Here is a 24373-nt window from a genome sequence, read left to right on the forward strand (position 1 = left end):
CGCTATCCCTGTGGCAGGATTGTGAATAAAGTGTCAACAAGCAACGGGGCAACCCCCTCAATCAAATACAAAACAGGAAATTCCCATGAGCAAAGTATTAGTGTTGAAATCCAGTATTCTGGCAGGGTATTCACAGTCTGGTCAGCTGGCTGACTATTTCGTTGAACAGTGGCGTGAACAGCACAGCGCGGATGAAATCACCGTGCGTGACCTGGCGGCAAACCCGATTCCTGTGCTGGACGGCGAGCTGGTTGGCGCGCTGCGTCCGAGCGATGCGCCTCTCACCCCACGTCAGCAGGAAGCCCTGGCGCTCTCCGACGAGCTGATTGCTGAGTTGCAGGCCCACGACGTTATCGTGATCAACGCCCCAATGTATAACTTCAACATTCCTACGCAGCTGAAGAACTACTTCGACCTGGTGGCGCGCGCTGGCGTAACCTTCCGTTACACCGAGAACGGCCCGGAAGGTCTGGTGAAAGGTAAACGCGCTATCGTCCTGACCAGCCGCGGCGGTATTCACAAAGATACCCCTACCGATCTGGTCGCACCGTACATGACGTTGTTCCTGGGCTTCATCGGCATTACCGACGTGAACTTCGTGTTCGCTGAAGGTATCGCTTACGGCCCGGAAGTGGCCACCAAAGCGCAGACCGACGCGAAAGCCGCTATCGACAGCCTGGTCGCAGCCTAAATTTTCCCCCTCTCACCGCCCGGTGGGAGGGTTTTTCTTTCCCCCGTATTTCGTTATCATCCGCACCCACTCTCCAGCCCGGCGGCCTGATGTCTGTCATTATCGATACGTTTATTGCACCACCCTGTCACGACGACATTGAGATCCTCTGGCAGGACGAGCATCTGCTGCTGATCAACAAACCCTCAGGTCTGCTCAGCCTGTCCGGGAAAAATCCGCAAAACCGCGATTCCGTCCACCACCGTCTGGTGCAAAGCTTTCCCGGCTGCACGCTGGTGCATCGTCTTGATTTTGGCACTTCGGGTCTGATGGTCATTGCACGTAACAAAGCGATTAACGCCGCGCTTTGCCACCAGTTCAGCCAGCGCGCCGTGACCAAGGTTTACACCGCCCTGTTGTGCGGACATGTGGAACAGGACGAAGGGACCGTGGATGCCCCGATTGCCAAAGATCCGGCGCTGTTTCCGCTGATGACGATCTGTGCCCGCACCGGTAAGCCCGCTCGCTCCCGCTATCGGGTGATGGAACGTATTTATCAGGATACGACAATGCCGTTGACGCGGGTTGAGCTTACCCCGGAGACCGGGCGCACCCACCAGCTGCGCATTCACTGTCAGCAGTTAGGCCACCCTATTCTGGGGTGCGATCTGTATGGGGGTCTGGAATGGCCGGGGGCGGAAGAAACGCCCCGGCTGATGCTGCATGCAAGCGTTCTGAGTTTTATTCATCCGCTGAGCGGCGAGACCATGAATGCCCGTCACGCCGCGCCATTCTGAACGAGGTTTACCACATTAAATCGTCAGGGATTTTGAAGTCTGCGTACGGATCGTCTTCGTCCTGCTCTTCCTGACTCAGCGCGCTGTTTAGCACAATGCTGTCCGCATCGCGCTGGGCAATTTTATCCGCCACCACCGCCGGGATAATCGCGTAATCACAGTCGCCATTCGCGTTAATCACCAGTCGGGCAATCGCCAGACGACCGTTGATCAGTTGGGTTTGCGTCTGCTTATCGACGTCGATTTTTTTGATCAGGCTGCCATCGGTAAAGTTAAAGGTAATGTTGCCCTTCGCCACGGTGATGCGGTTCATCTCAATCAGCTGCTTCACCTGCGCCCTGAACTCTTTTGCCAGCACCGCCTGTTTTTGCTGTTCGCTCAGCTGCTTATCACGCTCCAGCTGGGCTTTCTTGTTCTCTTCAACAGCCTCTCTCGCCTCGCGAGCCTGGACGCGGGATTTTTTCGCCGTGCGCTGAACCTTCGCCATCTTTTTACTGCTGACTAAGCCCGCTTTCAGCATCTGCTCTTGTAGGGTGAGTTTTGTCATGATCGTTTAAACCGGTTGGAAATGTCGGGGGATTATACCTGAATCGCGCAGTTCATGAAGAACCCTCATGACGCAGTGAAATTAAGTCACTTCCCCTGCGCCAGTGGCTCAGGCATAAATTATGCATTGATAACGTTTAGGCAACATGAACTTAGGATGCATAACCAAATGAGTCAGGCTTTCACATTTACCCTTAAGCGCAGTTGCTTTGATGAAAATTATAACCCGTCAGAAAACACGCGCACCACCACCAACTTCGCCAACCTGGCGCGTGGCGAGAAGCGTCAGGAGAACCTGCGCAATACGCTGGTGATGATCAACAACCGCTTTAACGCGCTGGCGAGCTGGGATAACCCGAAAGCCGACCGCTATGCCGTCGAGCTGGAGATTATTTCAGTCGATATGAATATCGGCGGCGATTTTACTTTCCCGGCCATCGAAATTCTGCAAACGACGATTGTGGATAAAAAGACCCACGAGCGCATCGAAGGCATCGTCGGGAATAACTTCTCATCCTATGTTCGTGACTATGATTTCAGCGTCCTGCTGCTGGAACATAATAAAGATCAGCCCCGTTTTACCCTTCCCGAGAATTTTGGCGAGCTGCACGGCAATATCTTTAAAAGCTTCATTCATTCTGCGGAATATCAGGCGAACTTTAAAAAAGCGCCGGTGATCTGCCTGAGCGTCTCCAGCAAAGACACCTATCGTCGTACCGGTAACCACCACCCGGTGCTGGGGTATGAGTACCAGCCGGACGGCGAGTCGCTAACGGAACAGTACTTCGCGAAGATGGGCCTCAAGGTTCGCTATTTCATGCCGGAAAACAGCGTCGCGCCATTTGCCTTCTTCTTCACCGGCGATTTACTGCGTGATTACACCAATCTGGAACTGATCGGCACCATCAGCACCATGGAGACGTTCCAGAAGATCTATCGACCAGAAATTTACAATGCCAATTCCGCTGCGGGACAGTGCTATCAGCCCGACCTGAATCAGCAGGATCACTCATTAACAAAAATCGTCTATGACCGTGAAGAGCGCAGCCGGCTGGCCATTGAACAGGGTAAATATACCGAAGAGCGGTTCATCAAACCCTATAAAACCCTTCTTGAGCAGTGGTCTCATCACTTCACGCTTTAATTTAATACGAATAAAAGGTTCTTCTTATGAAAACATTGCTCCCGACATCGACGGCTGGCAGCCTGCCGAAACCCACCTGGCTTGCGCAGCCGGAAACGCTCTGGTCGCCGTGGAAACTCCAGGACGAGGAATTACTGGCAGGGAAACAGGATGCGCTGCGTTTGTCTCTGGATGAACAGATTCGCGCCGGGATTGATATCGTCAGCGACGGGGAACAAACCCGCCAGCATTTCGTCACCACCTTTATTGAACATCTCAGCGGCGTGGATTTTGAAAATCGTCAGACGGTGCGCATCCGTAACCGTTACGATGCGAGCGTGCCGACCGTGGTAGACGCGGTGGCGCGCCAGAAACCGGTGTTTGTAGACGACGCGAAATACCTTCGCCAGCTGACGGATAAGCCGATCAAGTGGGCGCTGCCCGGCCCGATGACCATGATCGACACGCTATACGATGCACACTATAAAAGCCGCGAAAAGCTGGCCTGGGAGTTCGCAAAAATTCTTAATCAGGAAGCCCGCGAGCTGGAGGCGGCCGGTGTTGACATTATTCAGTTCGACGAACCTGCTTTTAACGTCTTTTTCGACGAAGTGAATGACTGGGGCATCGCCGCGCTGGAGCGCGCCATTGAAGGGCTGAAATGCGAAACCGCAGTACATATCTGCTACGGGTACGGCATCAAAGCCAATACGGACTGGAAAAAAACGCTCGGCTCCGAGTGGCGCCAGTATGAAGAGGCGTTTCCAAAGTTGCAGACCTCAAAGATCGATATCATCTCGCTGGAGTGCCACAACTCGCGCGTGCCGATGGATCTGCTGGAGCTTATCCGCGGTAAAAAAGTGATGGTCGGGGCAATTGACGTCGCCACCCAGACCATCGAAACGCCGGAAGAGGTGGCCGATACGCTGCGCAAGGCGTTGCAGTTTGTTGATGCAGACAAGCTCTATCCGTCCACCAACTGCGGCATGGCTCCCCTTTCCCGCCAGGTCGCCAACGGTAAGCTGAAGGCATTAAGCGCCGGGGCTGACATTATCCGTCGCGAGCTTGCCCGCTAACCTTCAGGTTTGCCAGTACAGTGGCGTACCGAACCGCTCAATATAGTAGTCAATCACCGCCCTGACGTTCAGGGGCGGATGACGCGCGTTCGGGTAAATCGCCGCAATCGTCAGTGGCTCCGTATTAATAGAACACTCCATTTCCGGCAGCAGTGCCACCAGCTCACCGCTTTTGAGCCGTTCGCTCACCATCCAGTCCGGGAATAGCACAACGCCCATGCCGCCCAGCGCCGCAATCAGGAGCGTTTCCGCGTTATTGGAAGTCATCAGCGGTACGATGGGATAGTGAACCCACGCCTCGCCCGACTGCCGGATCAGCCAGCGGTTAGGCCCGGACGAGCCGCGGTAAACCAGACAGTGGTGACGGCTGAGATCGTCCGGCCCCTCGGGTGCGCCATGTTTTTGCAGATAGTCCGGCGAGGCCGCCAGATGGTAGAACTGCTGACCGAACACCCGGGCGTGAAACGAGGAGTCCGTCAGCGCGCCGATGCGGAAGATAACGTCCGCGGCGTCGCGGTGCGGATCGATAAAATCGTCGGTGAGGGTCAGTTCAATGGAGAGACGAGGATAACGCGCCAGAAGCCCCGGCAGGCCCGGCGCGATGTGCCGTTGTCCGAAAAAGACCGGGCCATTGATACGCAGCGTGCCCGACGGCTCGCGGGCGCGTTCATCCAGCTCGCGTCGCGCATCCTCCAGATTTCCGGCCATCGCCCGGGCATAGCGCACAAAAAGATGCCCGCTCTCTGTGGGCATAATCGCCCGCGTGTTGCGGTAGAAAAGCTGTTGCCCGAGGGCATCCTCAAGCTGGTGGATCATGCGGGAAACCTGCGACGCAGAAATCCCTTCCCGCCTCGCCACCACGGAAAAATTCTGCGTTTCATAAACGTCGATGAAGATCAGCAGCGCGCGAACGCTGATATGTCCGGCATCCATCATTAATGCATTTCCTGCACAGGTGTTTCCTGCATTATGGCATTTTTCTCAATGATGTTCAGACGTAATCTTCTCCGCCTGGAAAAAGGAGAAAAAGCGTTATGCACATTATTTTAATTTTACTGGTGATTGCCGGCGGCATGGGGTTGTCCGTGGAAGCCGGGCTGCTGGGGCCGCTGGGCGCGGAGGTGGGCGACCTGTGGGCGGCGTTCAGCATATTTAGCGTGGGAACCGGGCTGACGTTTCTGCTGATGCTGTTTTTCAGCCCCCGCAACAGTCCCTCATTTTTTGCGCAGCCGTCATGGCACCTGCTGGGCGGCGTGCTCGGCCCGGTCTACGTCATCATTCTCACCATTGCCACGCCAGCGATCGGTATTGCCATGACGATGATCGGCATTCTGGCAGGCCAGGTCTTTAAAAGCCTGATTATTGACCACTATGGCCTGCTGGGTACGCCGCACCGCAGGATTGATACAAAACGCATTATTGCGCTGGGATTTATCATCGCCGCGCTCATTCTCGTGGCGCAGGGGTAACGTTATGACAGTGATTATGATTATTCTGGCGGTGATTGGCGGCGCGACGCTGAGCATTCAGGCTGCCATTAACGGGCAATTAGGCAGCAGCGTGGGGGTATTCAAAAGCGCGTTTCTGACCTTTTCCGTCGGCGCGCTGGTAACCGCCCTGCTCATTTTCTTTTTTGAGCCGAAACAGGCGGTCAGCCTGATGGATGTGCCCAAGTGGCAGCTTCTGGGCGCCCTGTGCGGCGTGCCCTATATAGTAATTATGGTGCTCGCGGTGCAGCGTATCGGCACCGCCGTTGCCACGGTAGCGGTGATCCTGGGTCAGCTGGCCATGAGCATGCTGATTGATAACTTTGGCTGGCTGAACAATGAAGCCATTCCGTTTTCAGCGAGCCGTTTCGGGGCCGTGGTCTGCCTGAGTATCGCGCTCTTCTTCATCTACTCAAGCAGTAAACCTCAGCCCGAAGAGGATTAACCGCCCTCTTTGCGGGTAAAGAACAGCGTCACCGTGGCGACGGTGACGCCAAATTTCTTCATCTCGGTTTTATTGAATAGGCGGGTGCTGTCCTGCAAATACATCCAGTCATCAAAGTGCAGCAGCCAGGTTTTGCCGTCCGCCTTCACGTTCATGCTGTAGCGCCAGTTAAGGGCGTTGCCCGAAACCTGACCTGTCGCGACACCTTCTATGTCACCCGCCGTGCCTTCGTAACGATCGTGGCCAATGCGGCGGATATGCCAGACGCGCTTTTGCTTCTCGCCGTCGTCATAGACAAAATGCTCGTTCAGCGTCAGCGTATCGCCGATAACATCTCCGGCGATCTCGACGTGAAAACGGCGGATCTGCTTACCGCTGCGGTCCTGCACCATCCCCCACGCCTCGGTTTTGCCCTGGAAGTAGTGGAAAATATCAAGCCTTGGCTGCTGCTGACGATACTCGGTCACTTCTGTGCTGCACCCGGCCACCAGCATTGTCAGTGTAAGCGCCATTAACAGGAATCGTTTCATTGTGGTCCTCCGATTAACTGCTGACGCAGTTCAGGATACTCGGTGCGGGGATCGAGCCAGATCGCCAGAAAGCGCGAGCTAAACGCTGCCGACTGGCGCGGCCCGAGGGGCGTAAATTTTTTCTGCGACGCCGTGGGGCGATACCAGAATTGCCCCTGACCGTTATTAACCACAAACGCGAGCTGCGTGCCGGGCGTGACGTCGGGCCAGAGCGCTTTTAGCATCCGCAGCCAGGCTTCACTCTGCGGCTCCTGCTGCAAAATGCCCTGCGCCTGCCACTGGTCGCGGGTCGCCTCGACCAGGTCGTCGCCATCGATATCCCGGGCATAGGTGATAATCAGCGCGTTATCGCTGTTTGTTCCTGTATATCTGCCGTCGGGCGTCAGCAGCTGAGAGGTATAAACGGTAAACAGCCCCCAGGTGAGGGTGGCATCGCCTACCTTGCGCCAGCTCAGCCAGTCAGTCGCCTGCGCGTTACAGGCCATAACGGTTAGCGCGAGCGCGAGTAACAGATGTCTCATTGTTGTCTCCCCATCAGCAGGTGGAAAAACAGCATCAGCACCAGCCAGCCCGGGATCATCCAGCTGACGACGATAAAAGTCGGCTCCAGGAACGTGATGGCCCCCAAACGCTCGCCAAACAGGTAGGCCAGCGGCCCGCCCAGGGTCGCCAGCGCCGTCAGCAGCCAGCCCGGCAAGGTGGTCGTGCGGGTCAGTTGCGTCCAGACGGTGGCAAACATCAGCCACAGCGCCACCATCCATAGCGGCATCAGAGACGTGCCAGTGAATGAAATCAACCCCGTCAGCGCCCAGAGGGCGTCCAGCATCGCGCCCGACGCCGCCAGCACAAGGGCGTATACCCGGTGTGATGGCGGTAACAACAGCCAGGCAATCAGCGCCAGCGCGATCCAGATGACCAGCCCCTGCTCGCGAAACAGCACCACCAGCGTCCAGTAGAGATCAAACCCGATGGCCAGCAGAAAGACCTGCCCGTAGCGCTTCATACGCGTTCCGCAGTCAGTTGCACCACGCTGATGGTGCGGGCGTTAAACCCGGCTTCACAGTAGCCGAGGTAGTACAGCCACATCCTACGGAAACGGTCATCAAATCCGAGCTTTTCAATCTCCTGCCAGGCGTGAACGAAGCGCTGACGCCAGTGCGCCAGCGTGCGGGCGTAGTCCGGCCCCATATCGAAGAGGTTACGCACGACAAAATCGGTATGGCGGGTCATCAGTTCATTCATGGCGGTGATGCTGGGCAAAAAGCCGCCGGGGAAGATGTAGCGCTGAATAAAATCGACGCTTTTGCTGTAGTCGCGATAGCGCTGATCCTGAATGGTGATGGCCTGAATCGCCATCCGCCCGCCCGGACGCAGACGCGCCTGGCAGGTGCGGAAAAACGTTGGCAGGTAGCGTTGGCCGACGGCTTCAATCATCTCAACCGACACCAGCTTATCGTACACTCCGGTCAGATCGCGGTAGTCACAGAGCAGCACCTCAACGCGATCCTGCAACCCTGCCCGGGCGATCCGCGCGGTGGCCCAGTGGTACTGCTCCTGAGACAGCGTGGTGGTGGTCACCCGGCAGCCGTAATGACGGGCGACATATTCCGCCATCGCCCCCCAGCCGGTGCCAATCTCCAGCAGATGATCGTTTGCGGTGAGCGCCAGTTGGTCGCACAGCCTGGCCATTTTTGCCTGCTGAGCCGCTGCCAGATCCTGCTCTTCCCCGGTAAACAGCGCGCTGGAGTAAAGGAGTTGTTCATCAAGGAAATGGGCGTAAAAGGCGTTGCCCAAATCGTAATGGGCGGCAATATTTTCCCGTGCCTGCGCGCGGGAGTTGCGCCGCATCCAGTGCCGTAGCCGCTCTACCGGTTTCCCGAGCAGGCGAAACCCTTTTTCCAGTTGCCCGAGGATCTGGCTATTGCGCGCTATCAGCTCCAGCAGCGGCGTCAGGTGGGCCGTCTCCCAGTCGCCATCTATCCACGCTTGTGCCGCGGCGAGGCTGCCCCCGGTTAGAATGCGCCAGTAGACGCCCGGAGCGAGTACCTGCACCTCAGCGTGAAGCGCGGCGGAGGCGTCGCCGAACTGGAATGTCTGCGCGCCTTCACGCAGCGTCAGCGAGCCGCCGCGCAGCCCGTTCAGCAGGCGAAAAAGCAGCCATCGCGCGACGCGGACGTTGCGCGGGATATCGGGTTCAAGCGCAAAGACGGGATCGGTCATGAGCGTTCACTCCTGCTTAGGGGATGGTTATGCAGCGGCACGCGCTTCAGCCACAGCCTGAGCGCCTGCCAGTAAATGGCGAAAACGGTTTTGAGGGTCATCAACGGGATCCGCGCCAGCAGCGACCGCAGCGCTGCGCGCGTCAGCGGCTCCCGGCGCAGCGTCAGAGTGGCATCAAACACCTTCGTCTCCTGATGGTTTTCGATATGCATGCGCAGCGTGCTGGCCGGACTGTTGAAGCGCCAGTGGTAGACCATGTCCATCGGATTAAAGGGCGAGACGTGAAACGCTTTTTCCGTCGGCGGGGCGTCCCGCCCCGCTACCGCGTAGTAGTGTCGTTCATTCCACGGCGTGTTGCGGACTTCGGCGAGAACCCAGCGCAGGGTGTCTTCCCCGTCATAGCAGTAGTAAAAATTGACTGGGTTAAAATGAAAGCCGAAATAACGCAGTTGGGTTAGAAGCATGACCCGCCCCGCCGGGCGTTCGCCGGTCAGATTTTCCAGACGCTCAAGGACGCACTCTTTGAGCGGGGTGCCCAGCGGGTAGTCCGCATCATAAAATGCCGCGGGCGCAACGCGGTTACGGCGCACACCGACGGAGGGCAGCGCGTCCAGCTCATCGAGATCGAGCCAGGCCATAAAGACGCTGTAGGTAAAGTGGTGCGCTTTTGGCGAAAGACGGCGATGGCGCAATGTGCCGTGGTAAAGGCAGCTGTTCATCTCAGTTGCCCTCCCCGGCCGCGATAGCGTTTACCACATCCAGCGCACTGCGTACCCCATCTTCGTGGAAGCCGTTGTACCAGTACGCGCCGCAGAACCAGCTCCGCTGGCGACCGTTTATTTCGCCACGCCGGGCCTGGGCTTGCCAGCTTTGCGGGTTAAAAAGCGGATGCTCATAGACAAAGCGGCGCAGCACATAGCGTTCTTCCACCGGCGTTTCCGGGTTGAGGGTGACGCAAAACAGCGGGCTACCCGGCGGCAGTCCCTGCAAGATATTCATGTTGTAGGTGACACAGGCGCTGGCCCGATCCTGCTCGCTGAGGCGGTAGTTCCAGCTCGCCCACGCGCGCTTGCGCACCGGCAGCCAGCGCGGATCGCTGTGAAGCACCACCTCGTTACGCTGCCAGCCGATATCACCCAGCACCTCACGTTCAGCCTGCGTAGGGCTGGCGAGCATCGCCAGCGCCTGAGCGGAGTGGCAGGCGAAGATCACCTGATCAAAGTTGTCTGTTACGCCCTCACGCGTTATATCAACCCCGCGATCGTGGCGAATAACCTGCTGCACCGGCGCATTGAGGTGCAGCGTCAGGCGATTGCCAAGCTTGTCCATCATCGCGCGGATGTACTCCCGGGAGCCGCCCGGCACCACGTACCACTGCGGACGATGGGTAATGTCCAGCAGACCGTGGTTTTCAAAAAAGCGTAAAAAGAGCGGCAGCGGAAAGCGTTTCATCTCCTGTAGCGAGGATGACCAGATAGCCGCCCCCATTGGCAGAATGTAGTGACGCGCAAAAAAAGGCGTGAAGCGGTGCTGGTGCAGGAACGTCTCCAGCGTGGCGGACTCGCTGACGTCACCCCGGAGCGTCTGTTTCGCCAGCCGGTTAAAGCGCACGATCTCCTTCAGCAGCGTCCAGAAGGCAGGGTTTAACAGATTACGACGCTGGGCGAACAGCGACGTCAGCGTGTGGCCGTTGTACTCCAGCCCGCTCTGCGGGTTATGCACCGAAAAACTCATCTGCGTTTTTTGCCCGCTGATGCCCAGTTCGCTCAGCAGCCCCATGAAGCGCGGATAGGTGCGGTCGTTGTAGACAATAAAACCGGTGTCGATGGCAAAGTTGCCCTGCGGCGTGTCGACATCCACCGTTGCGGTATGACCGCCCGGCGTGGCCTGCGCTTCAAACAGCGTGACCTGATGATGTCCGGCGAGCCGCCAGGCACAGGTTAACCCGGCGATACCGCTGCCGATAATCGCGATCTTCATGGTCGCACCATCCTGCGCAGCAGTGCGCGCTGAAGTTTATCGGGCAGACCGGAGAGCAGGCGCAGCGCCAGGCTAAACCCGGCGGGAAACGCGATATGATCCTTCCCTTTTGCCAGACCGCGACGAATGGCATGGACGGCGTCCTCCACGCTGACCCGGCCCGGCATCGGGAAATCATTTTTTCGGGTCAGCGGCGTGTCGACAAAACCAGGTGAAACGACCGTGACGGCGATCCCTTTCGGCTCCCAGTCGAGGCGCAGCGTGTCGGCAAACCAGGTTAACGCCGCTTTAGAGGCGCCATAGGCTTCGGCTCGCGGGAAGTGAAGCCAGTGCGCCATCGAACTGATCAGCACCACGCGGTTGCCGGATATCAGCTGCGGCTGCAACGCCGCAAGGCAGTTTACCGGCCCCATGAAATTGGTGGTCATGACCCGCGCCACCAACGCGGCATCCACCTCGCCGCGATCGAGATACTCGCAGGTTCCGGCGCAAAGAATCACCGTGTCGGCAGCACAGTCCGCCAGCGCCTGGCGACAGGCGTCCCTGTCTGTCATATCGAACAGGCGCACCGTAATGTTGGGGCTGTGCTGATGCACAGCTGCCAGACGTTTCGCATCGCGCCCGCAGGCAATCACCCGGTAACCATCGTCGGCAAAAGATTTCGCCAGCCCGGCCCCTATGCCCGAGCTTGCGCCGGTGATCAGAACCGTTTTCATGATTTCACTCTCCGCTTCACGCCGCGTACGGCCCAGCCGAGCACCGGAAGATGTTCGTAAATCATCTCTCCGGCATCGTAGTAATCCCGCTGGCGAACTATGCGATCGTCGCGCATGTCTACCACAGAGCAGCCCGGCAGCTGGCGCATTGCCCCCCGGGCAATACGCGGGTGCGACCAGTGCATCATCCAGGTAACAACAAAGCGATCGCCCTGCTGCAACGGTGCATCGACGGTAAAGCGGCACCGCTGGACGTTAGCCAGCAGGTGAGTGAAATAGCGCTGAATCGCGAACAACCCGCTGTGTTCGCCAAAGGGATCGATAAGCGTGGCATCGGCGCGATAAATCTTTGCCAGCGCCGAAGGTGGCTGGGTATCCAGCGTGGCGTAATAATCAACGAATCGACTGATGACGGACGGCAACGTGCTCATGGGTCACATCCTGGCTGTAAACAACGTAGCGAAATCGCATAATTAAAACTTACACAATTATCGTTATTTGTCCAAGTTTGTGCAGATATATTTTTTATACCTCTTTTAATTCAGTATTTTAAAAACTTTCCCTGAGGTGCCAATTTGAGTCAAAAGCAGATTCTCACCGCCGTGCCGTTATTTTTTAGGGATAACCTTAAGGCAAAGGTGCCATTTATCTTCCAGACTTATCCTTTTAATTCATAAGGATGTCACGCGATGAAAAATTTACTGATGGCGCTCTTTTCCAGCCCGGAATCCTTGTTGCAGGTTATGAGTCACCAGGAAATTATCGAAGCCGTAGAGGATGGCGACCGCATCATCATCGATCAGGATGGAAACGCCTCGGTTAACTACAAAAGTAACGAGGTTCGGCAGGACTTTCTGCGCCATGTCAACGCGCTGAAGAGGGCCTGAAATGGGAACGGCAATATTCATGGTATTGATGGTATGCGGCTACTGGTACACCAGCCGCGATCTCTCAACCCGGTTCAAAATTAAGCGTTCATTCGGCTGGGATGTCTATTTCCTTGTGGCGCTGTATGGCTGCATTTTCGTTTTACAGGGCGTGATCGCCACCGGCCTGCTCTGGCTGCTGTTGTTCGCCCTCTCCGCCGCCGACAACACGTTCCATTTCACGTCCGCAAAATACGCCGACTGGCAAATTGATTTTATGAACTGGAGCTTTTTAGGGATTCAGGCTCCGGTCGTGGTGATGCTGGCCTTTGCGATCCTGTTTTGTCTCTATCGTTCTAACTGGGCCGGCAGCGCGCGGCTGGACGGCGAAGGCCGGAAAAAGCTCTACAAGCGGCTGGCGCAATCGAGCGGGATTGAACAACTGCTCTATCAGTGCATGGAGGAAGGTGAACTTGCGCACGTCACGCTGAAGTCGCGGCGGATTTATATTGGCATGATCCATACCGCCACGCTGGAGTATGAAAAAACCGCCAATATCGTGCTTATCCCGATGCTGAGCGGCTACCGCGACGGGGAGAACATGCAGCTGTGTATTGAGCACAACTACAGCAAATGGTACGCCGAGCATGAGGTTACGCTCGACTCAGAGCCAAAAAGCGCTATGGATTTCCGTAAGGTGATCATGCTTGATCAGATCGAGAGTATTTCACTGTTCGATCCGGCAAGTGCCAGCGCGCTGGCGATGCGTGAATAAAAAAATGGCGCCTTATTTCTAAGGCGCCAGGATTATGTGGACGAAACCTGAACTTATGGCGTTACGATATTGAACCAGAAGTCAAATTTGTCCATGTAGCTCAGCATCTCTTCCAGCTTCGCCCCGTTTCCACTCACCTTCACGTCACCTTTATCCATCGCCTGCTTCAGCGTCTCTTTCTTAAGGATGATGTTGTTCAGCGTGGTGCGGTCAAGCGCGATAGTTGCGTCGGCATCCTTCGCCTGCGCGTTGGCGGTATGGTTCAGCACGCCGTTTTCCAGCTCCAGCTTGTATTTTCCGCCATCCTTACCGAGATCGACATTGAAGACCGCCTTCGCGTTACCGGCCCGCACCCCATTGATGTGCACACCCAGGTAGTCGAAGAACATTTCCGGGGTCATCGCCCGCACGGTATCCGGGCTGGCGGTGTTCGGCGTCGGCAGCTTCTTCACGCCATTACGCAGTTCTTGCGCGCCGGTCAGGTAGAAGTTACGCCAGGTGCCCGCCTCCGCCTGGTAACCTAACTGCTCAAGCGCGTCGGCTTCCAGATTACGGGCAGCCTGGTTGTTAGGATCGGCAAAGACCACTTTGCTGACCACCTGAGCAACCCAACGGTAATTACCCTGCTGATAATCCGCTTTGGCTTTCTGCATGATGGCATCAGCGCCGCCCATGTACTGCACGAACTTCTTCGCAGCCTGTTCAGGCGGCAGCTCGTCGAGGGTTGCCGGGTTGCCGTCGAACCAGCCGAGATAAAACACGTAAGTGGCTTTGACGTCGTGGCTAACGGAGCCGTAGTAACCGCGGCTTGCCCACTGTTTCTCGAGCGATTCCGGCAGCTTAAATTCTGCGGCGATCTCATCGCGAGTCAGGCCTTTGTTGGCCATACGCAGGGTCTGGTCGTTGATGTAGCGGTACATATCGCGCTGGCCTTTCATCAGCTTGACGATATTCTCGTTACCCCAGGTCGGCCAGTGGTGCTGCGCAATAATCACTTCCGCGTCTGCGCCCCAGCGCTCAATGGCGGCGTTAATGTACTTAGACCAGGCCAGCGGGTCGCGGATTTTCGCGCCGCGCAGGGAGTAGGTGTTGTGCAGAGTATGGGTCACGTCCTCTGCGGCCTCGATCATTTTCTTCTCTTTGACGTACCACAGCATCTCCGACGGAGCTTCTGAACCCGGCGCCATCATAAAGTCGTAGGTCAAGCCGTCGATCACTTCTTCCTGACCGGTATGGGTAATGTAGTCGGTCGGCGGGATGAGGGTGACAGTACCCGCAGAGGTGGTGGTGCCAAGGCCTGCACCCACCTGGCCTTTTGCATCCGGCTTCAGCAGGTTGCCGTACATATAGCTCGCACGGCGGCTCATCGCGTTTCCGGCCATAATGTTTTCGGAAACCGCCTCTTTCATAAAGCCATCCGGCGCGTAGATTTTCACTTTGCCAGACTTGACGTCAGCTTCGTCAACCACGCCGCGCAGGCCGCCATAGTGGTCAACGTGGCTGTGGGTGATCACCACAGCGACGACCGGTTTCTTGCCGCGGTTTGCATAGTAGAGATCCAGCGCTTCTTTCGCCGGTTCAGCGCTTAACAGCGGGTCGATAACGGTAATGCCCTTCTCGCCCTCAATGATGGTCATGTTGGAGAGATCGAGATTACGGATCTGATACACGCCGTCGGTGACCTTAAACAGCCCGCCAATGTTGATCAGCTGTGACTGACGCCACAGGCTCGGGTTAACCGTATCCGGGGCTTTTTCACCCTCTTTGACGAAATCATATTTCGCCGGGTTCCAGATAACGTTCCCCTGCTCGCCTTTGATCATGTTTTGCGGCAGCGGGGCGATAAAGCCTTTATGGGCATTTTCAAAGTCGGTTTTATCGGCAAACGGTAATTTGTTATACAGGGCGTTATTAGCCTGCTGGGTTGTAGGAGTGGCATCCTGCGGCTGTACTTCCGCAAACGCGGAAAGCGACAGCGACGTCAACACACCGGCCAGCGCCAGATGTTTAGCGATTATCGTTAATTTCATTAAATGGCCTCATAGATTAATTGCGCCGCCAGCGATATTTAATTGTGGCGGATAATTTTAATGCGAACTCATTGAGGACCATTCTAACCAGAATACCTTCCCTTCATAGTCCCATATGGGACTGGTTATTTATCGATTCGTAATCCGTGGGCTATTGCTGCTATACTCGCTACCATAGCAGACGTTGCGGGGAGAGGCTTAGCGTGAATTTTCAGGATATCCATACCTATTATCAGCAACTCAATATTGGGCAATTTTTTCCGCAAATGCTTTGTGAAGGCGAGGTCTTAACCGTTGCCGCAAATAAAAAACTCACCGTTGAACCTGGCTATATTTATTTCTGTACTGAAGGGTCGCTGACGATATTAATGCCTGATGATGGGCTGAATATTGGCAATACTATTGAGTATATGCCGATCGGGTTAATGGAAAGGTATTGTCCACTCGCGAAGTATGAATATCGCAGCAGTGCCAGGGTGAAACTGGTGAGAATATCCTGGGCCGCCTTCGACCAGATATTTTTCCAGGGTGGGCCTGAGCGCATGCAGGCGCTGGCCACCATACTGACCTATATGTCGATATTCACCATCGACCTGCATAACGAACGCAGGCAGGTCACCAGCTACCAGACCATTAAACCCATGCTCTATCGCTATCTTTATCGGCAGGAAACCCACACGGGAGAGAATGAGGGTCTGGCGCTGTTTATCATCAAGCGCACTAACCTGTCGCGAACGCATGTCTTTCGCGTGCTGGCGGATCTTAAAGCCGGGGGCTATATCACCATGAAGCGCGGAAAGCTGGTGTCGATAGACCGTCCGCTGCCGGAGGCGTATTAAATTACGCCCCTGAAGCGAATGCTTCAGGGGCTGGCTGATTAACGCACCAGGTGCAGGAAGTGCAGATGTTTTTCATACTGGTCCAGAATATCGTTAATTAACTGCTCCTGGTTCCAGCCCATCACATCGTAATTTTGCCCACCTTCCTTGAGGTAGATTTCTGCCCGATAGTACCGGTGCTGTTCTGCCTGAATCTCATCATTCTCCATGGCCGCTAGCGCGAAGGTCGGCGAGTTATAGCCACGCAGCCTGACTTCATAAATGAAATTCAGCTCATTGCCTAAATCCACCTCAAGGCGAATACGATCGTCCGACGCGTCGCTGATATGGCTCTGCGTTCCCTGCTTATTCAGTTCATCCTGCACCAGCACCATGGCCGGTTTGATCACCTCCTCCATAAAGCGTTTCACCAGGGAGCGTTTAGGTAAGTAGGCGATGTTACGCAGTCTGCGCTGCCACGGAATGGGGTTACGGGCCGCTGTCGGCGCGATCGTGGCCATACTCAGGCTCTCGCGTTTGGTCAAATCGCGTCGGAGCGCCTTCAGCAGGCCATAGATCGACACCAGCAGGATCATCGAGAACGGTAGCGCGCTGGCGATGGTCACGGTTTGCAGCGCACTCAGTCCGCCCGCGAGCAGCAGCGCGATAGCGACTACGCCCATCAGCGCGGCCCAGAAGATGCGCTGCCAGACGGGGGTATTGGCCTCGCCGCCGGACGCGAGGGTATCCACCACCATCGCCCCGGAGTCGGCTGAGGTCACAAAGAAGACGATGACCATCGCCATGGCAATAAATGACAGCACGGAAGAGAACGGGAAATGCTCAAGGAAATTAAACAGCGCCAGTGCCACGTCCTGCTGGACGGTATTCGCCAGATCGGACGCTCCCTTGTTCATGATGAGGTAAATGGCGCTATTGCCGAACACCGTCATCCACATCAGGGTAAAGCCCGCCGGGACAAACAGCACGCCGGTCACGAACTCGCGGATGGTTCTGCCGCGGGACACACGGGCAATGAACATCCCGACAAACGGCGACCAGGACAGCCACCAGCCCCAGTACAGCAGCGTCCAGCCTCCCAGCCAGTTGCTGGATTTCGGTTCATAAGCGTACAGGTTAAACGTCTTGCTCACCAGCTCGGACAGGTATCCGCCGGTATTTTCCACAAAGGATTTCAGCAGGAGTACGGTTGGCCCCAGGCACAACACCAGCACCAGCAGCAGTACCGCCAGCCCCAGATTGAGCTCTGATAAAATGCGAATGCCTTTATCCAGACCGGACACCACAGAAATGGTCGCCAGCCCGGTAATCAGGACGATCAGGATCACCTGCACGGTATCGTTGATGGGTACGCCAAAAAGGTGGTTCAGCCCGGCATTGACCTGTAAAACGCCGTAGCCTAACGAGGTCGCCACGCCAAATACGGTGCCGATTACCGCGAAGATATCCACCGCATGACCTATCGGGCCGTAAATACGGTCGCCGATAATCGGATAAAGCGCCGAACGAAGCGTCAAAGGCAGGCCGTGGCGGTAGCTGAAGAACGCCAGAATCAACGCAACGATGGCGTAGATAGCCCAGGCGTGCAGCCCCCAGTGGAAGAATGTCAGCCGCATGGCCTCTTTGGCCGCAGCGACCGTTTCAGGTGTCCCCACCGGCGGGGAAAGGTAGTGCATGACCGGCTCCGCCACGCCGAAGAACATCAGGCCGATCCCCATCCCCGCCGAGAACAGCATCGCGAACCACGAGTGGTAGCTGAAGTCAGGCTGGGAGTGGTCGGGCCCGAGTTTAATATCGCCGTAGCGGGACAAGCCGAGGAACGTCACGCTCATTAAAATCAGCGCGACGGCAAGAATGTAAAACCAGCTGGCGTTGGTGAATATTTGCTGTTGCAGTAGCTTAAAGTTTTTATCGGCAACGTCAGGGAAAATCGCGGCAAAGGCGACAAGAAGGAAAATTAACAAAGCAGATGTGTAAAATACCGCTTTGTTAATCTGGCTTTTGGACTGCTTTGGGATAGTGTCGTTTTCACTCATATAGTGTCTTCCATAAACGCATTGACCGCTCTGAATGAGAGGCGTGATCTGCGTCAGGGTAACAAAATCCCTTTATGAATGCAGGTCTGAAACGTTCAATTATACACTATCCCCTAAGGGTATTTGTTGCGCGTTAACGCATCCCTATGCCATTGCATTATTTCGCAGGCAAGAAATGGTTAATTATCCCGGCCAGCCGACTTGGGCCGTAAGTTCTCATCGAATACCAGCCGTTTGCGGCCGGGCTCTTCTTCCCGCAGCGGCTCTACCTGATGCAGCGTCTGCTTACAGCGATCCACCAGCACCTGATACTCCCGCGTGCCCTGCTTTTTCCACTCTATTTCCTGCGCGCTTAGCTCACGAATCGCTTTCGCCGGACTGCCAAGAATTAAGTGATTCGCAGGCATTTCCGCTTTGGCCTTCACAAACGCCGCCGCCCCGACGATGCTGTTTTCGCCGATCGTCGCTCCGTCCATCACCACCGCATTCATCCCCACCAGCGCATTACGGCGGATAATGCAGCCGTGCAGGATCGCGCTGTGGCCGATATGCCCGTCCTCTTCCACCACCGTGTCCTGCTCCGGAAAACCGTGCATCACGCAGTTATCCTGAATGTTCGCGCCGTCTTTCACCACGATCCGGCCAAAATCACCGCGCAGGCTGGCGTTGGGGCCTACGTAAACACCTTTGCCGAGGATCACGTCGCCAATCAGCACCGCGGTCGGGTGAACATAGCTCTCTTCAGGCACGACCGGCGTCAGACCATCAATTTGATAAACAGGCATACCCTCTCCTTATGTGATATTAAGACCACCAAAACGCTGGTGATAAAGCGTGCCGGGCGCGGGCAGCTCGCCGACGGAGGTTTCCCCCTTCTCACTGACAAACGCCAGGGCTCCCGCTGCCACGCGCTGGTAGATGTTAATGCACAGCTGTCGCGCGCTCTGTCCCGCCCAGTGCGCCGGGAGTAACTCCTCCGGCAACAGCGGATCTTTCAGCACCACGCGACGATAAAAATGAATGAGTAACAGCTGGATCTGGAAGCAGCGTTCCGGGGTTAAATCCTCGGGCGACGCCTCTTTAAGCAGCGGCAGCAGCGGACGGAACGAGTTGATAAACGTTTCATACATCGCGTTTTGTTCGGTCAGCTGCCAGCACTCTTCCACGCGGGATCGTAACGCCGCGCGTGACAAAGCCAGCGGCGAATGAGCTTCAAAGAAAATGACGTTTTCCGCCACGCCCGCGTCATGCAACAGCGACTGCACGTCCGCGAGGTTCTGCGACGGCGAGGCCATCAGGCTCGGCGCCAGCGTGCCGAACCCTTGCCAGATGAGCTGTTTTTTCACGTCCGCGAGCGTGGTTTTATCCAGCCCCTCGGAAAGCAGTAGCAGCCATTTACCATCCCATGCCGGCAGTTCTGCACGGTAGATTTTATTTTCCGCGCGTCGGGTCAAACGCAGCCCCTTGTCGCTGAGACGGTAAAAGCTGCGGCGGCCAATGCGGGACACGTCCAGCCAGCCCTCTTTGTTGAGGCGAAACAGCGCGGTGCGCACAAAGCGCTCCCCGAATCCCATCCCTTCCAGCAGGGCCGCCAGACTGCCGAGCCAGATCTCTCCGCCGCGATGGGAAAGCGCGTCGCCATACAGCGAGGAGATAAGCGACGTTCCGCTGACGGGAACAGAGCTGACTGCGTGCTGGATAAAGGCATCAAGTTTATTCATGTGATTCATTCTGTTGTTATTTTTTTCCTGGATGAATCATAGCATAGGAATCTGGGGTTTCCCCCTCACCCCAGCCCTCTCCCTCAAGGGAGAGGGGGCCGTCGATGCAGACATTATTTTGTGTAGATCCCTCATCCGTTAGCCGCAACCTTACGCAAATCAAACACCCGGCAGGCTTTACCCTCGGATCGCGGTATGCTGCCGCAGTTAACGATCATCACATCGGTTGAAATCCCCACCATCGATTTAATCCGATGACGCAGCTGATGGCAGACCTGACAACGCTGTTCATGCGTCAGCGTTAAGCTACTCTGTTTCAGCTCGACCTTCACCGAAAGTGAATCAAGATGCCCGCGGCGGTTCACCTCCAGCTGATAGTGCGGCGAAAGATGTTCGAACTTGACGATCTCCTCTTCCAGCTGTGACGGGAAGACGTTAACGCCGCGAATGATGAGCATGTCGTCGCTACGCCCGCTGATGCGATCCATCCGGCGCATGGTGCGTGCGGTACCCGGCAGCAGGCGCGTCAGGTCGCGGGTGCGGTAGCGGATCACCGGGAGCGCCTCTTTGGTCAGCGTGGTGAACAGCAGTTCGCCCTGCTCGCCGTCGGCCAGCGGCGTGCCGTCATTCGGGTTGACGATCTCCGGGAAGAAGTGATCTTCCCAGATGGTCGGACCGTCAGCGGTTTCAAGACACTCCATCGCCACGCCCGGCCCCATCACCTCGGAGAGACCATAGATATCCAGCGCGGTAATGCCCAGCCGTTTCTCGATTTCGCGGCGCATCGCCTGCGTCCACGGCTCGGCGCCAAACACGCCGACGCGCAGGGAACAGGCGCTGGCATCACCGCCCATCTGACGCTCCAGCTCTTCGATCAGGTTCAGGCAGTAAGAGGGCGTCACCATGATCATATCCGGCTGGAAATCGCGGATCAGCTGCGCCTGCTTCTCCGTCTGGCCGCCGGACATCGGGATCACCGTCGCCCCCAGACGCTCTGCACCGTAGTGCGCCCCCAGCCCGCCGGTGAAGAGCCCGTAACCGTAGGCGACGTGAATTTTATCCTTCGCGCTGCCTCCGGCGGCGCGCAGGGAACGGGCGACGATATTGGCCCAGTTGTCGATATCATTCTGGGTATACCCCACCACGGTCGGCTTTCCGGTGGTGCCCGACGAGGCGTGAATACGCACCACCTGCTCCATCGGCACCGCAAAGGTATCGAACGGGTAGTTGTCGCGCAGATCCTGCTTGGTGGTGCACGGGAATTTTTGCAGGTCCGCCAGCTCGTTGAAATCGTCAGGGTGAACGCCCGCGGCATCAAACTTGCGTTTGTACATCGGAACGTTGTTGTAGGCGTGGTTCAGCGTCCACTTCAGGCGCGCGGTCTGCAACGCCTGCAATTCATCAATGGACGCGGTTTCGATCGGATCAAGCTTTGTTGTATTTATCATCGCAGGGTACTCACATTATTGTTCGCTCAAACACGCTCAAGGATCATGGCAATGCCCTGACCCACACCGATGCACATCGTACACAGCGCGTAGCGCCCGCCGCGTCGGTGCAATTCATTGCTCGCGGCCAGCGCCAGTCTGGCACCGCTCATTCCCAGCGGATGACCTAGCGCGATCGCTCCGCCGTTCGGGTTGACATGCTCCGCGTCATCCGGCAAGCCCAGCTGACGCAGCACCCCCAGCGCCTGTGCGGCGAAGGCTTCGTTAAGCTCAATGACGTCCATATCGGTGATACTGAGTCCGGCACGTTCCAGCACCTTACGGGTGGCGGGAACCGGGCCTAATCCCATCAGACGCGGCTCGACGCCCGCGGTCGACATGGCCACAATGCGGGTGCGCGGGGTTAACCCCTGGGCAAGCGCCATCGGCTCGCTGGCGATAATCAGCGCCGCCGCCCCGTCGTTGACGCCAGAGGCGTTCCCCGCCGTCACCACACCGTTCTTGCGAAACGGGGCTTTCAGCGCGGCAAGCTGTTCAAGGGTGGTTTCGGCGCGCGGATGCTCGTCTACGCTCACTTCCGTTACCGCGCCTTTTTTACCCGTTACCTGTACCGGGATTATCTCCTGCGCCAGAACGCCATTCTGCTGCGCCAGCGCGGTGCGCTGCTGGCTGCGCAAGGCAAATGCGTCCTGATCGGCACGGCTTATATTTAACAATTCCGCTACATTCTCTGCCGTTTCCGGCATGCTGTCAGTTCCGTATTGCTGATGCATGAGCGGATTCACAAATCGCCAGCCGATGGTGGTATCGAAGATCTCCGCCTGACGCTGAAACGCCGCGGTGGCTTTACCCATCACGAACGGCGCACGGGACATGGATTCGACGCCACCGGCGATCAGCAGATCGCCATCCCCGGCCTTAATGGCGCGTGCCGCAAAGCCAAGGGCATCCAGACCGGAGCCGCACAGGCGGTTAATGGTGGTACCGGAAACGGTCTGCGGCAGCCCGGCCAGCAGCGAAGACATGCGCGCCACGTTGCGATTATCCTCTCCGGCCTGATTTGCGCAGCCGAAGATCACGTCATCTATGCGCTCCAGATCGAGCTGCGGGTAACGCGCCAGCAGCGCACGCAGCGGAACGGCCCCTAAGTCATCGGCACGCAGGCTGGATAATCCTCCACCGTAGCGACCGACCGGGGTACGCACACCCTCACAAATAAATGCGTTACGCATCAGGCTTCTCCTGTCACACTGCCGCCGGTGCGGTGGGATTTCCCGCGAAAAAGAGCGACGGTTTTCTGTTGTTGATTCTGAATTTCGATGTCGTAGACGCCGGTCAGTTTGCCCTGATGCTTCACCCGCGCGGTAGCGGTCAGCTTATCGCCAGCAAAGCCCGGACGCAGAAAATCGATGGCGCAGCCTGAGGCCACCGCCGCCAGCCCCTGACTGTTGCAGGCGTAGGCAAAGGCGGTATCGGCCAGCGAGAATAGCTGTCCGCCGTGGCAGGTTTTATGCCCGTTAAGCATCTGCGGGGTGATGGTCATGGTCACCACCGCGTAGCCCTCGCCCATCTCGATAATGTCCATCCCCATCGCCTGCGCGCAGGCGTCCCGTTCGTACATCGCGCGGGCGTTATGCCAGGCGTTATGACTCATAACTACTCTCCAGAAGCGCACGCTGGCGCAGCAGTGAACAGGGGCGATAACGTTCCTCGCCGTAGTGACGTTGCAGGTTCTCCAGCAGCGTTAACAGACGCTGCCAGCCAAGGCGCTCGCCCCAGGCGATGGGGCCGCAGGGATAGTTGACCCCTAAGCGCATGGCGGTATCGATGTCTTGCTCACTGGCGACCCCTTTTTGCAGGGCATCCAGCGCTTCGTTGGCAATCATCGCCACCGTGCGCCAGATCAGCAGGCCGGGGTAATCCGCAATCTGGACCACCCGTTTCTCCTGGTGCTGCAACCAGTAAATGGCTTTCTGCGTGGCGGCGTGCGGGTTGCCGGGCGCGGCGGCTATAACGGCCACATCCCGCTCGATGCGGTCGACCACCACCACCGGACAGCCGTGGCGCAGCGCCAGCGACTGCGCGGTTTCACCCTGCGTTTCGATCAGCAACATATCGTCAATTTCCGTGACACCGTCACTTCTTCGCTGTGCGCGCATCGGGCTGAAGCTGTGGCTGACCGGGGCGAGCCAGCTGACGGCGGTTTTGTCCCCCTGCCAGCGGTAAACGCCCTGCCCGCTTTTCTTACCCAGACGCCCCGCCAGCACCAGCTCCTGCTGCACCAGCGACGGCAAAAAACGACGCTCCTGCCAGAAGGCGTTAAATACGGAGCAGGTCACGGCAAAGTTGACGTCCTGACCAATCATGTCCGTCAGCTCAAGCGGCCCCATCGGGAAACCCCCGCCGTCTCGCAGGGCGGCGTCGATCACCTCGGGCGCTGCCACCTGCTCTTCCAGCGCGCGCCAGGCTTCCGAGTAGAAAGGACGCGCTACGCGGTTAACGATAAACCCCGGTGTGGACTGGCAGCGTACCGGCTGCTTTCCCCAGCTCAGCGCCAGCTCGCACAGCGCATCGGCCACTTCGGGTGAGGTCGCCAGCCCGCTGACCACCTCCACCAGCTTCATCACCGGGGCAGGATTGAAGAAGTGCAGCCCGGCGACGCGTTCAGGGTGGTTTACCTCCGCCGCAATCGCGGTAACGGAAATGGACGAGGTATTGCTGGCGAGTAGCGTCTGCGGCGGACAAACCTCTGCCAGCTGGGTAAACAGCGCCTTTTTCACTTCAAGCCGCTCGGAGGCCGCCTCGATCACCAGATCGGCTTTCGCCAGAGCACTGATATTCGTCACCGGCGTCAGGCGGGCAAGGACCTGTTCCCCGGCGTCGGCAGAGAGTTTTCCGCGCGCAACGCGAGAGGACAGCCGCTGGCGAATGCCGTCGACGGCGCGGGAAATCGCCGCAGCGTCAATGTCGTACACCAGAACCGGATGACCGTGGCTGGCTGCCACTTCGGCAATCCCGGCGCCCATGGTGCCGCTGCCAATGACGGCGACCGTATGGATATTCACCAT

27 protein-coding genes are annotated in these 24373 nt (G+C 57.2%); 9 read left to right on the forward strand and 18 right to left on the reverse strand.

Features of this window, described 5'->3' with window-relative positions:
• Positions 1-85: 85 nt before the first annotated feature.
• Together azoR and ACOTX2_RS08260 are read left to right on the forward strand one after the other, a co-directional pair.
• Positions 86-691, forward strand: coding sequence for an FMN-dependent NADH-azoreductase (gene azoR, locus ACOTX2_RS08255; protein WP_022648050.1), 606 nt, complete (start codon positions 86-88; stop codon positions 689-691).
• Positions 692-780: 89 nt separating this feature from the next.
• Complete coding sequence (locus ACOTX2_RS08260; RefSeq protein WP_063147356.1) at positions 781-1467, forward strand: RluA family pseudouridine synthase; 687 nt, start codon at positions 781-783, stop codon at positions 1465-1467.
• Between the two features lie 7 nt (positions 1468-1474).
• Here the strand turns inward: ACOTX2_RS08260 and ACOTX2_RS08265 are convergent, their stop codons facing one another.
• Positions 1475-2014, reverse strand: coding sequence for a DUF2058 domain-containing protein (locus ACOTX2_RS08265; RefSeq protein WP_022648048.1), 540 nt, complete (start codon positions 2012-2014; stop codon positions 1475-1477).
• A gap of 168 nt (positions 2015-2182) precedes the next feature.
• Between ACOTX2_RS08265 and ACOTX2_RS08270 the strand changes: the two genes are divergently transcribed.
• Both ACOTX2_RS08270 and ACOTX2_RS08275 read left to right on the forward strand, forming a co-directional pair.
• A complete protein-coding gene (locus ACOTX2_RS08270; RefSeq protein WP_063147385.1) occupies positions 2183-3157 on the forward strand; it encodes a DUF1852 domain-containing protein in 975 nt (324 codons plus the stop codon).
• Positions 3158-3183: 26 nt separating this feature from the next.
• Complete coding sequence (locus ACOTX2_RS08275) at positions 3184-4212, forward strand: methionine synthase (RefSeq protein WP_003857302.1); 1029 nt, start codon at positions 3184-3186, stop codon at positions 4210-4212.
• A gap of 3 nt (positions 4213-4215) precedes the next feature.
• Here the strand turns inward: ACOTX2_RS08275 and ACOTX2_RS08280 are convergent, their stop codons facing one another.
• Positions 4216-5148: a LysR family transcriptional regulator gene (locus ACOTX2_RS08280; protein WP_032624303.1), complete on the reverse strand. Its 933-nt coding sequence runs from the start codon at positions 5146-5148 to the stop codon at positions 4216-4218.
• A gap of 98 nt (positions 5149-5246) precedes the next feature.
• Here ACOTX2_RS08280 and ACOTX2_RS08285 point away from each other — a divergent pair, with 98 nt between their 5' ends.
• Together ACOTX2_RS08285 and ACOTX2_RS08290 are read left to right on the forward strand one after the other, a co-directional pair.
• Entirely contained in the window at positions 5247-5681 is a 435-nt protein-coding gene (locus ACOTX2_RS08285; protein ID WP_003857304.1) for a DMT family transporter, read from the forward strand.
• A 4-nt stretch (positions 5682-5685) separates the two neighbouring features.
• Positions 5686-6144 carry a DMT family transporter gene (locus ACOTX2_RS08290; protein WP_022648044.1) on the forward strand — a complete coding sequence of 153 codons (459 nt, stop codon included), beginning with the start codon at positions 5686-5688 and terminating at the stop codon, positions 6142-6144.
• Here the strand turns inward: ACOTX2_RS08290 and ACOTX2_RS08295 are convergent.
• Genes ACOTX2_RS08295 through ACOTX2_RS08330 form a run of 8 tightly spaced genes read right to left on the reverse strand, consistent with a single transcriptional unit; the run spans position 6141 to position 12021 of the window.
• Positions 6141-6674 carry a DUF3833 domain-containing protein gene (locus tag ACOTX2_RS08295; RefSeq protein ID WP_023300045.1) on the reverse strand — a complete coding sequence of 178 codons (534 nt, stop codon included), beginning with the start codon at positions 6672-6674 and terminating at the stop codon, positions 6141-6143. The two genes, ACOTX2_RS08290 and ACOTX2_RS08295, sit on opposite strands and share 4 nt — an antisense overlap.
• Positions 6671-7195, reverse strand: a complete 525-nt coding sequence (locus ACOTX2_RS08300; RefSeq protein WP_023306146.1) for a hypothetical protein — start codon at positions 7193-7195, stop codon at positions 6671-6673. The genes ACOTX2_RS08295 and ACOTX2_RS08300 overlap by 4 nt, the downstream gene beginning before the upstream one ends.
• Positions 7192-7677, reverse strand: coding sequence for a DUF2878 domain-containing protein (locus ACOTX2_RS08305; protein WP_023300043.1), 486 nt, complete (start codon positions 7675-7677; stop codon positions 7192-7194). Before ACOTX2_RS08305 ends, ACOTX2_RS08300 begins: the two co-directional genes overlap by 4 nt.
• Positions 7674-8894 (reverse strand): SAM-dependent methyltransferase, encoded by a 1221-nt coding sequence (locus tag ACOTX2_RS08310; protein WP_063147357.1) that lies wholly within the window; start codon positions 8892-8894, stop codon positions 7674-7676. The genes ACOTX2_RS08305 and ACOTX2_RS08310 overlap by 4 nt, the downstream gene beginning before the upstream one ends.
• Positions 8891-9613: a DUF1365 domain-containing protein gene (locus ACOTX2_RS08315; RefSeq protein ID WP_023306144.1), complete on the reverse strand. Its 723-nt coding sequence runs from the start codon at positions 9611-9613 to the stop codon at positions 8891-8893. Before ACOTX2_RS08315 ends, ACOTX2_RS08310 begins: the two co-directional genes overlap by 4 nt.
• A 1-nt stretch (position 9614) precedes the next feature.
• On the reverse strand, positions 9615-10874 hold the full coding sequence (locus ACOTX2_RS08320) for an NAD(P)/FAD-dependent oxidoreductase (RefSeq protein ID WP_058646695.1): 1260 nt from the start codon (positions 10872-10874) through the stop codon (positions 9615-9617).
• Positions 10871-11590 carry an SDR family NAD(P)-dependent oxidoreductase gene (locus tag ACOTX2_RS08325; RefSeq protein WP_063147358.1) on the reverse strand — a complete coding sequence of 240 codons (720 nt, stop codon included), beginning with the start codon at positions 11588-11590 and terminating at the stop codon, positions 10871-10873. The genes ACOTX2_RS08320 and ACOTX2_RS08325 overlap by 4 nt, the downstream gene beginning before the upstream one ends.
• Complete coding sequence (locus ACOTX2_RS08330) at positions 11587-12021, reverse strand: nuclear transport factor 2 family protein (protein ID WP_022648036.1); 435 nt, start codon at positions 12019-12021, stop codon at positions 11587-11589. Before ACOTX2_RS08330 ends, ACOTX2_RS08325 begins: the two co-directional genes overlap by 4 nt.
• A 258-nt stretch (positions 12022-12279) precedes the next feature.
• Here ACOTX2_RS08330 and ACOTX2_RS08335 point away from each other — a divergent pair, with 258 nt between their 5' ends.
• The gene (locus tag ACOTX2_RS08335) at positions 12280-12477 is read left to right on the forward strand and encodes a hypothetical protein (protein ID WP_022648035.1); all 198 of its coding nucleotides are present in this window, start codon (positions 12280-12282) and stop codon (positions 12475-12477) included.
• A gap of 1 nt (position 12478) precedes the next feature.
• Entirely contained in the window at positions 12479-13231 is a 753-nt protein-coding gene (locus ACOTX2_RS08340; protein ID WP_022648034.1) for a hypothetical protein, read from the forward strand.
• Positions 13232-13284: 53 nt separating this feature from the next.
• On the opposite strand, the gene ACOTX2_RS08345 is transcribed toward ACOTX2_RS08340, so the two are convergent.
• Positions 13285-15261, reverse strand: a complete 1977-nt coding sequence (locus ACOTX2_RS08345; protein ID WP_022648033.1) for an alkyl/aryl-sulfatase — start codon at positions 15259-15261, stop codon at positions 13285-13287.
• A gap of 203 nt (positions 15262-15464) precedes the next feature.
• Between ACOTX2_RS08345 and ACOTX2_RS08350 the strand changes: the two genes are divergently transcribed.
• Positions 15465-16100, forward strand: a complete 636-nt coding sequence (locus ACOTX2_RS08350) for a helix-turn-helix domain-containing protein (RefSeq protein ID WP_063147359.1) — start codon at positions 15465-15467, stop codon at positions 16098-16100.
• 38 nt (positions 16101-16138) lie between these two features.
• On the opposite strand, the gene ACOTX2_RS08355 is transcribed toward ACOTX2_RS08350, so the two are convergent.
• The 7 genes from ACOTX2_RS08355 to paaH all read right to left on the reverse strand — a co-directional run bounded on the left by ACOTX2_RS08355 (position 16139) and on the right by paaH (position 24373).
• On the reverse strand, positions 16139-18136 hold the full coding sequence (locus ACOTX2_RS08355) for a BCCT family transporter (protein ID WP_063147360.1): 1998 nt from the start codon (positions 18134-18136) through the stop codon (positions 16139-16141).
• A gap of 179 nt (positions 18137-18315) precedes the next feature.
• Complete coding sequence (gene paaY, locus ACOTX2_RS08360) at positions 18316-18921, reverse strand: phenylacetic acid degradation protein PaaY (RefSeq protein ID WP_023300036.1); 606 nt, start codon at positions 18919-18921, stop codon at positions 18316-18318.
• Between the two features lie 9 nt (positions 18922-18930).
• Positions 18931-19866: a phenylacetic acid degradation operon negative regulatory protein PaaX gene (gene paaX, locus ACOTX2_RS08365; protein WP_032622213.1), complete on the reverse strand. Its 936-nt coding sequence runs from the start codon at positions 19864-19866 to the stop codon at positions 18931-18933.
• Between the two features lie 122 nt (positions 19867-19988).
• On the reverse strand, positions 19989-21305 hold the full coding sequence (gene paaK, locus ACOTX2_RS08370) for a phenylacetate--CoA ligase PaaK (RefSeq protein ID WP_023306139.1): 1317 nt from the start codon (positions 21303-21305) through the stop codon (positions 19989-19991).
• A 26-nt stretch (positions 21306-21331) separates the two neighbouring features.
• Complete coding sequence (gene pcaF, locus ACOTX2_RS08375) at positions 21332-22537, reverse strand: 3-oxoadipyl-CoA thiolase (protein ID WP_022648027.1); 1206 nt, start codon at positions 22535-22537, stop codon at positions 21332-21334.
• On the reverse strand, positions 22537-22959 hold the full coding sequence (gene paaI, locus ACOTX2_RS08380) for a hydroxyphenylacetyl-CoA thioesterase PaaI (RefSeq protein ID WP_023300032.1): 423 nt from the start codon (positions 22957-22959) through the stop codon (positions 22537-22539). The genes pcaF and paaI overlap by 1 nt, the downstream gene beginning before the upstream one ends.
• A complete protein-coding gene (gene paaH / locus ACOTX2_RS08385) occupies positions 22949-24373 on the reverse strand; it encodes a 3-hydroxyacyl-CoA dehydrogenase PaaH (RefSeq protein WP_023300031.1) in 1425 nt (474 codons plus the stop codon). The genes paaI and paaH overlap by 11 nt, the downstream gene beginning before the upstream one ends.

This window comes from Enterobacter cloacae complex sp. IR5412, assembly GCF_049237385.1.
Classification (GTDB): domain Bacteria; phylum Pseudomonadota; class Gammaproteobacteria; order Enterobacterales; family Enterobacteriaceae; genus Enterobacter; species Enterobacter intestinihominis.

What these genes read in the sequence shown, in the direction of transcription:
- ACOTX2_RS08330 (WP_022648036.1), bottom strand. Translation starts at nt 12,021, where the DNA reads ATGAGCACGTTGCCGTCCGTCATCAGTCGATTCGTTGATTATTACGCC.
- ACOTX2_RS08320 (WP_058646695.1), bottom strand. Translation starts at nt 10,874, where the DNA reads ATGAAGATCGCGATTATCGGCAGCGGTATCGCCGGGTTAACCTGTGCC.
- paaK (WP_023306139.1), bottom strand. Translation starts at nt 21,305, where the DNA reads ATGATAAATACAACAAAGCTTGATCCGATCGAAACCGCGTCCATTGAT.
- ACOTX2_RS08260 (WP_063147356.1), top strand. Translation starts at nt 781, where the DNA reads ATGTCTGTCATTATCGATACGTTTATTGCACCACCCTGTCACGACGAC.
- ACOTX2_RS08280 (WP_032624303.1), bottom strand. Translation starts at nt 5,148, where the DNA reads ATGATGGATGCCGGACATATCAGCGTTCGCGCGCTGCTGATCTTCATC.
- ACOTX2_RS08285 (WP_003857304.1), top strand. Translation starts at nt 5,247, where the DNA reads ATGCACATTATTTTAATTTTACTGGTGATTGCCGGCGGCATGGGGTTG.
- paaH (WP_023300031.1), bottom strand. Translation starts at nt 24,373, where the DNA reads ATGGTGAATATCCATACGGTCGCCGTCATTGGCAGCGGCACCATGGGC.
- ACOTX2_RS08300 (WP_023306146.1), bottom strand. Translation starts at nt 7,195, where the DNA reads ATGAGACATCTGTTACTCGCGCTCGCGCTAACCGTTATGGCCTGTAAC.
- ACOTX2_RS08345 (WP_022648033.1), bottom strand. Translation starts at nt 15,261, where the DNA reads ATGAAATTAACGATAATCGCTAAACATCTGGCGCTGGCCGGTGTGTTG.
- ACOTX2_RS08265 (WP_022648048.1), bottom strand. Translation starts at nt 2,014, where the DNA reads ATGACAAAACTCACCCTACAAGAGCAGATGCTGAAAGCGGGCTTAGTC.
- azoR (WP_022648050.1), top strand. Translation starts at nt 86, where the DNA reads ATGAGCAAAGTATTAGTGTTGAAATCCAGTATTCTGGCAGGGTATTCA.
- paaX (WP_032622213.1), bottom strand. Translation starts at nt 19,866, where the DNA reads ATGAATCACATGAATAAACTTGATGCCTTTATCCAGCACGCAGTCAGC.
- ACOTX2_RS08335 (WP_022648035.1), top strand. Translation starts at nt 12,280, where the DNA reads ATGAAAAATTTACTGATGGCGCTCTTTTCCAGCCCGGAATCCTTGTTG.
- paaY (WP_023300036.1), bottom strand. Translation starts at nt 18,921, where the DNA reads ATGCCTGTTTATCAAATTGATGGTCTGACGCCGGTCGTGCCTGAAGAG.
- ACOTX2_RS08325 (WP_063147358.1), bottom strand. Translation starts at nt 11,590, where the DNA reads ATGAAAACGGTTCTGATCACCGGCGCAAGCTCGGGCATAGGGGCCGGG.
- ACOTX2_RS08270 (WP_063147385.1), top strand. Translation starts at nt 2,183, where the DNA reads ATGAGTCAGGCTTTCACATTTACCCTTAAGCGCAGTTGCTTTGATGAA.
- ACOTX2_RS08315 (WP_023306144.1), bottom strand. Translation starts at nt 9,613, where the DNA reads ATGAACAGCTGCCTTTACCACGGCACATTGCGCCATCGCCGTCTTTCG.
- ACOTX2_RS08305 (WP_023300043.1), bottom strand. Translation starts at nt 7,677, where the DNA reads ATGAAGCGCTACGGGCAGGTCTTTCTGCTGGCCATCGGGTTTGATCTC.
- ACOTX2_RS08340 (WP_022648034.1), top strand. Translation starts at nt 12,479, where the DNA reads ATGGGAACGGCAATATTCATGGTATTGATGGTATGCGGCTACTGGTAC.
- ACOTX2_RS08355 (WP_063147360.1), bottom strand. Translation starts at nt 18,136, where the DNA reads ATGAGTGAAAACGACACTATCCCAAAGCAGTCCAAAAGCCAGATTAAC.
- ACOTX2_RS08295 (WP_023300045.1), bottom strand. Translation starts at nt 6,674, where the DNA reads ATGAAACGATTCCTGTTAATGGCGCTTACACTGACAATGCTGGTGGCC.
- pcaF (WP_022648027.1), bottom strand. Translation starts at nt 22,537, where the DNA reads ATGCGTAACGCATTTATTTGTGAGGGTGTGCGTACCCCGGTCGGTCGC.
- ACOTX2_RS08310 (WP_063147357.1), bottom strand. Translation starts at nt 8,894, where the DNA reads ATGACCGATCCCGTCTTTGCGCTTGAACCCGATATCCCGCGCAACGTC.
- ACOTX2_RS08275 (WP_003857302.1), top strand. Translation starts at nt 3,184, where the DNA reads ATGAAAACATTGCTCCCGACATCGACGGCTGGCAGCCTGCCGAAACCC.
- paaI (WP_023300032.1), bottom strand. Translation starts at nt 22,959, where the DNA reads ATGAGTCATAACGCCTGGCATAACGCCCGCGCGATGTACGAACGGGAC.
- ACOTX2_RS08290 (WP_022648044.1), top strand. Translation starts at nt 5,686, where the DNA reads ATGACAGTGATTATGATTATTCTGGCGGTGATTGGCGGCGCGACGCTG.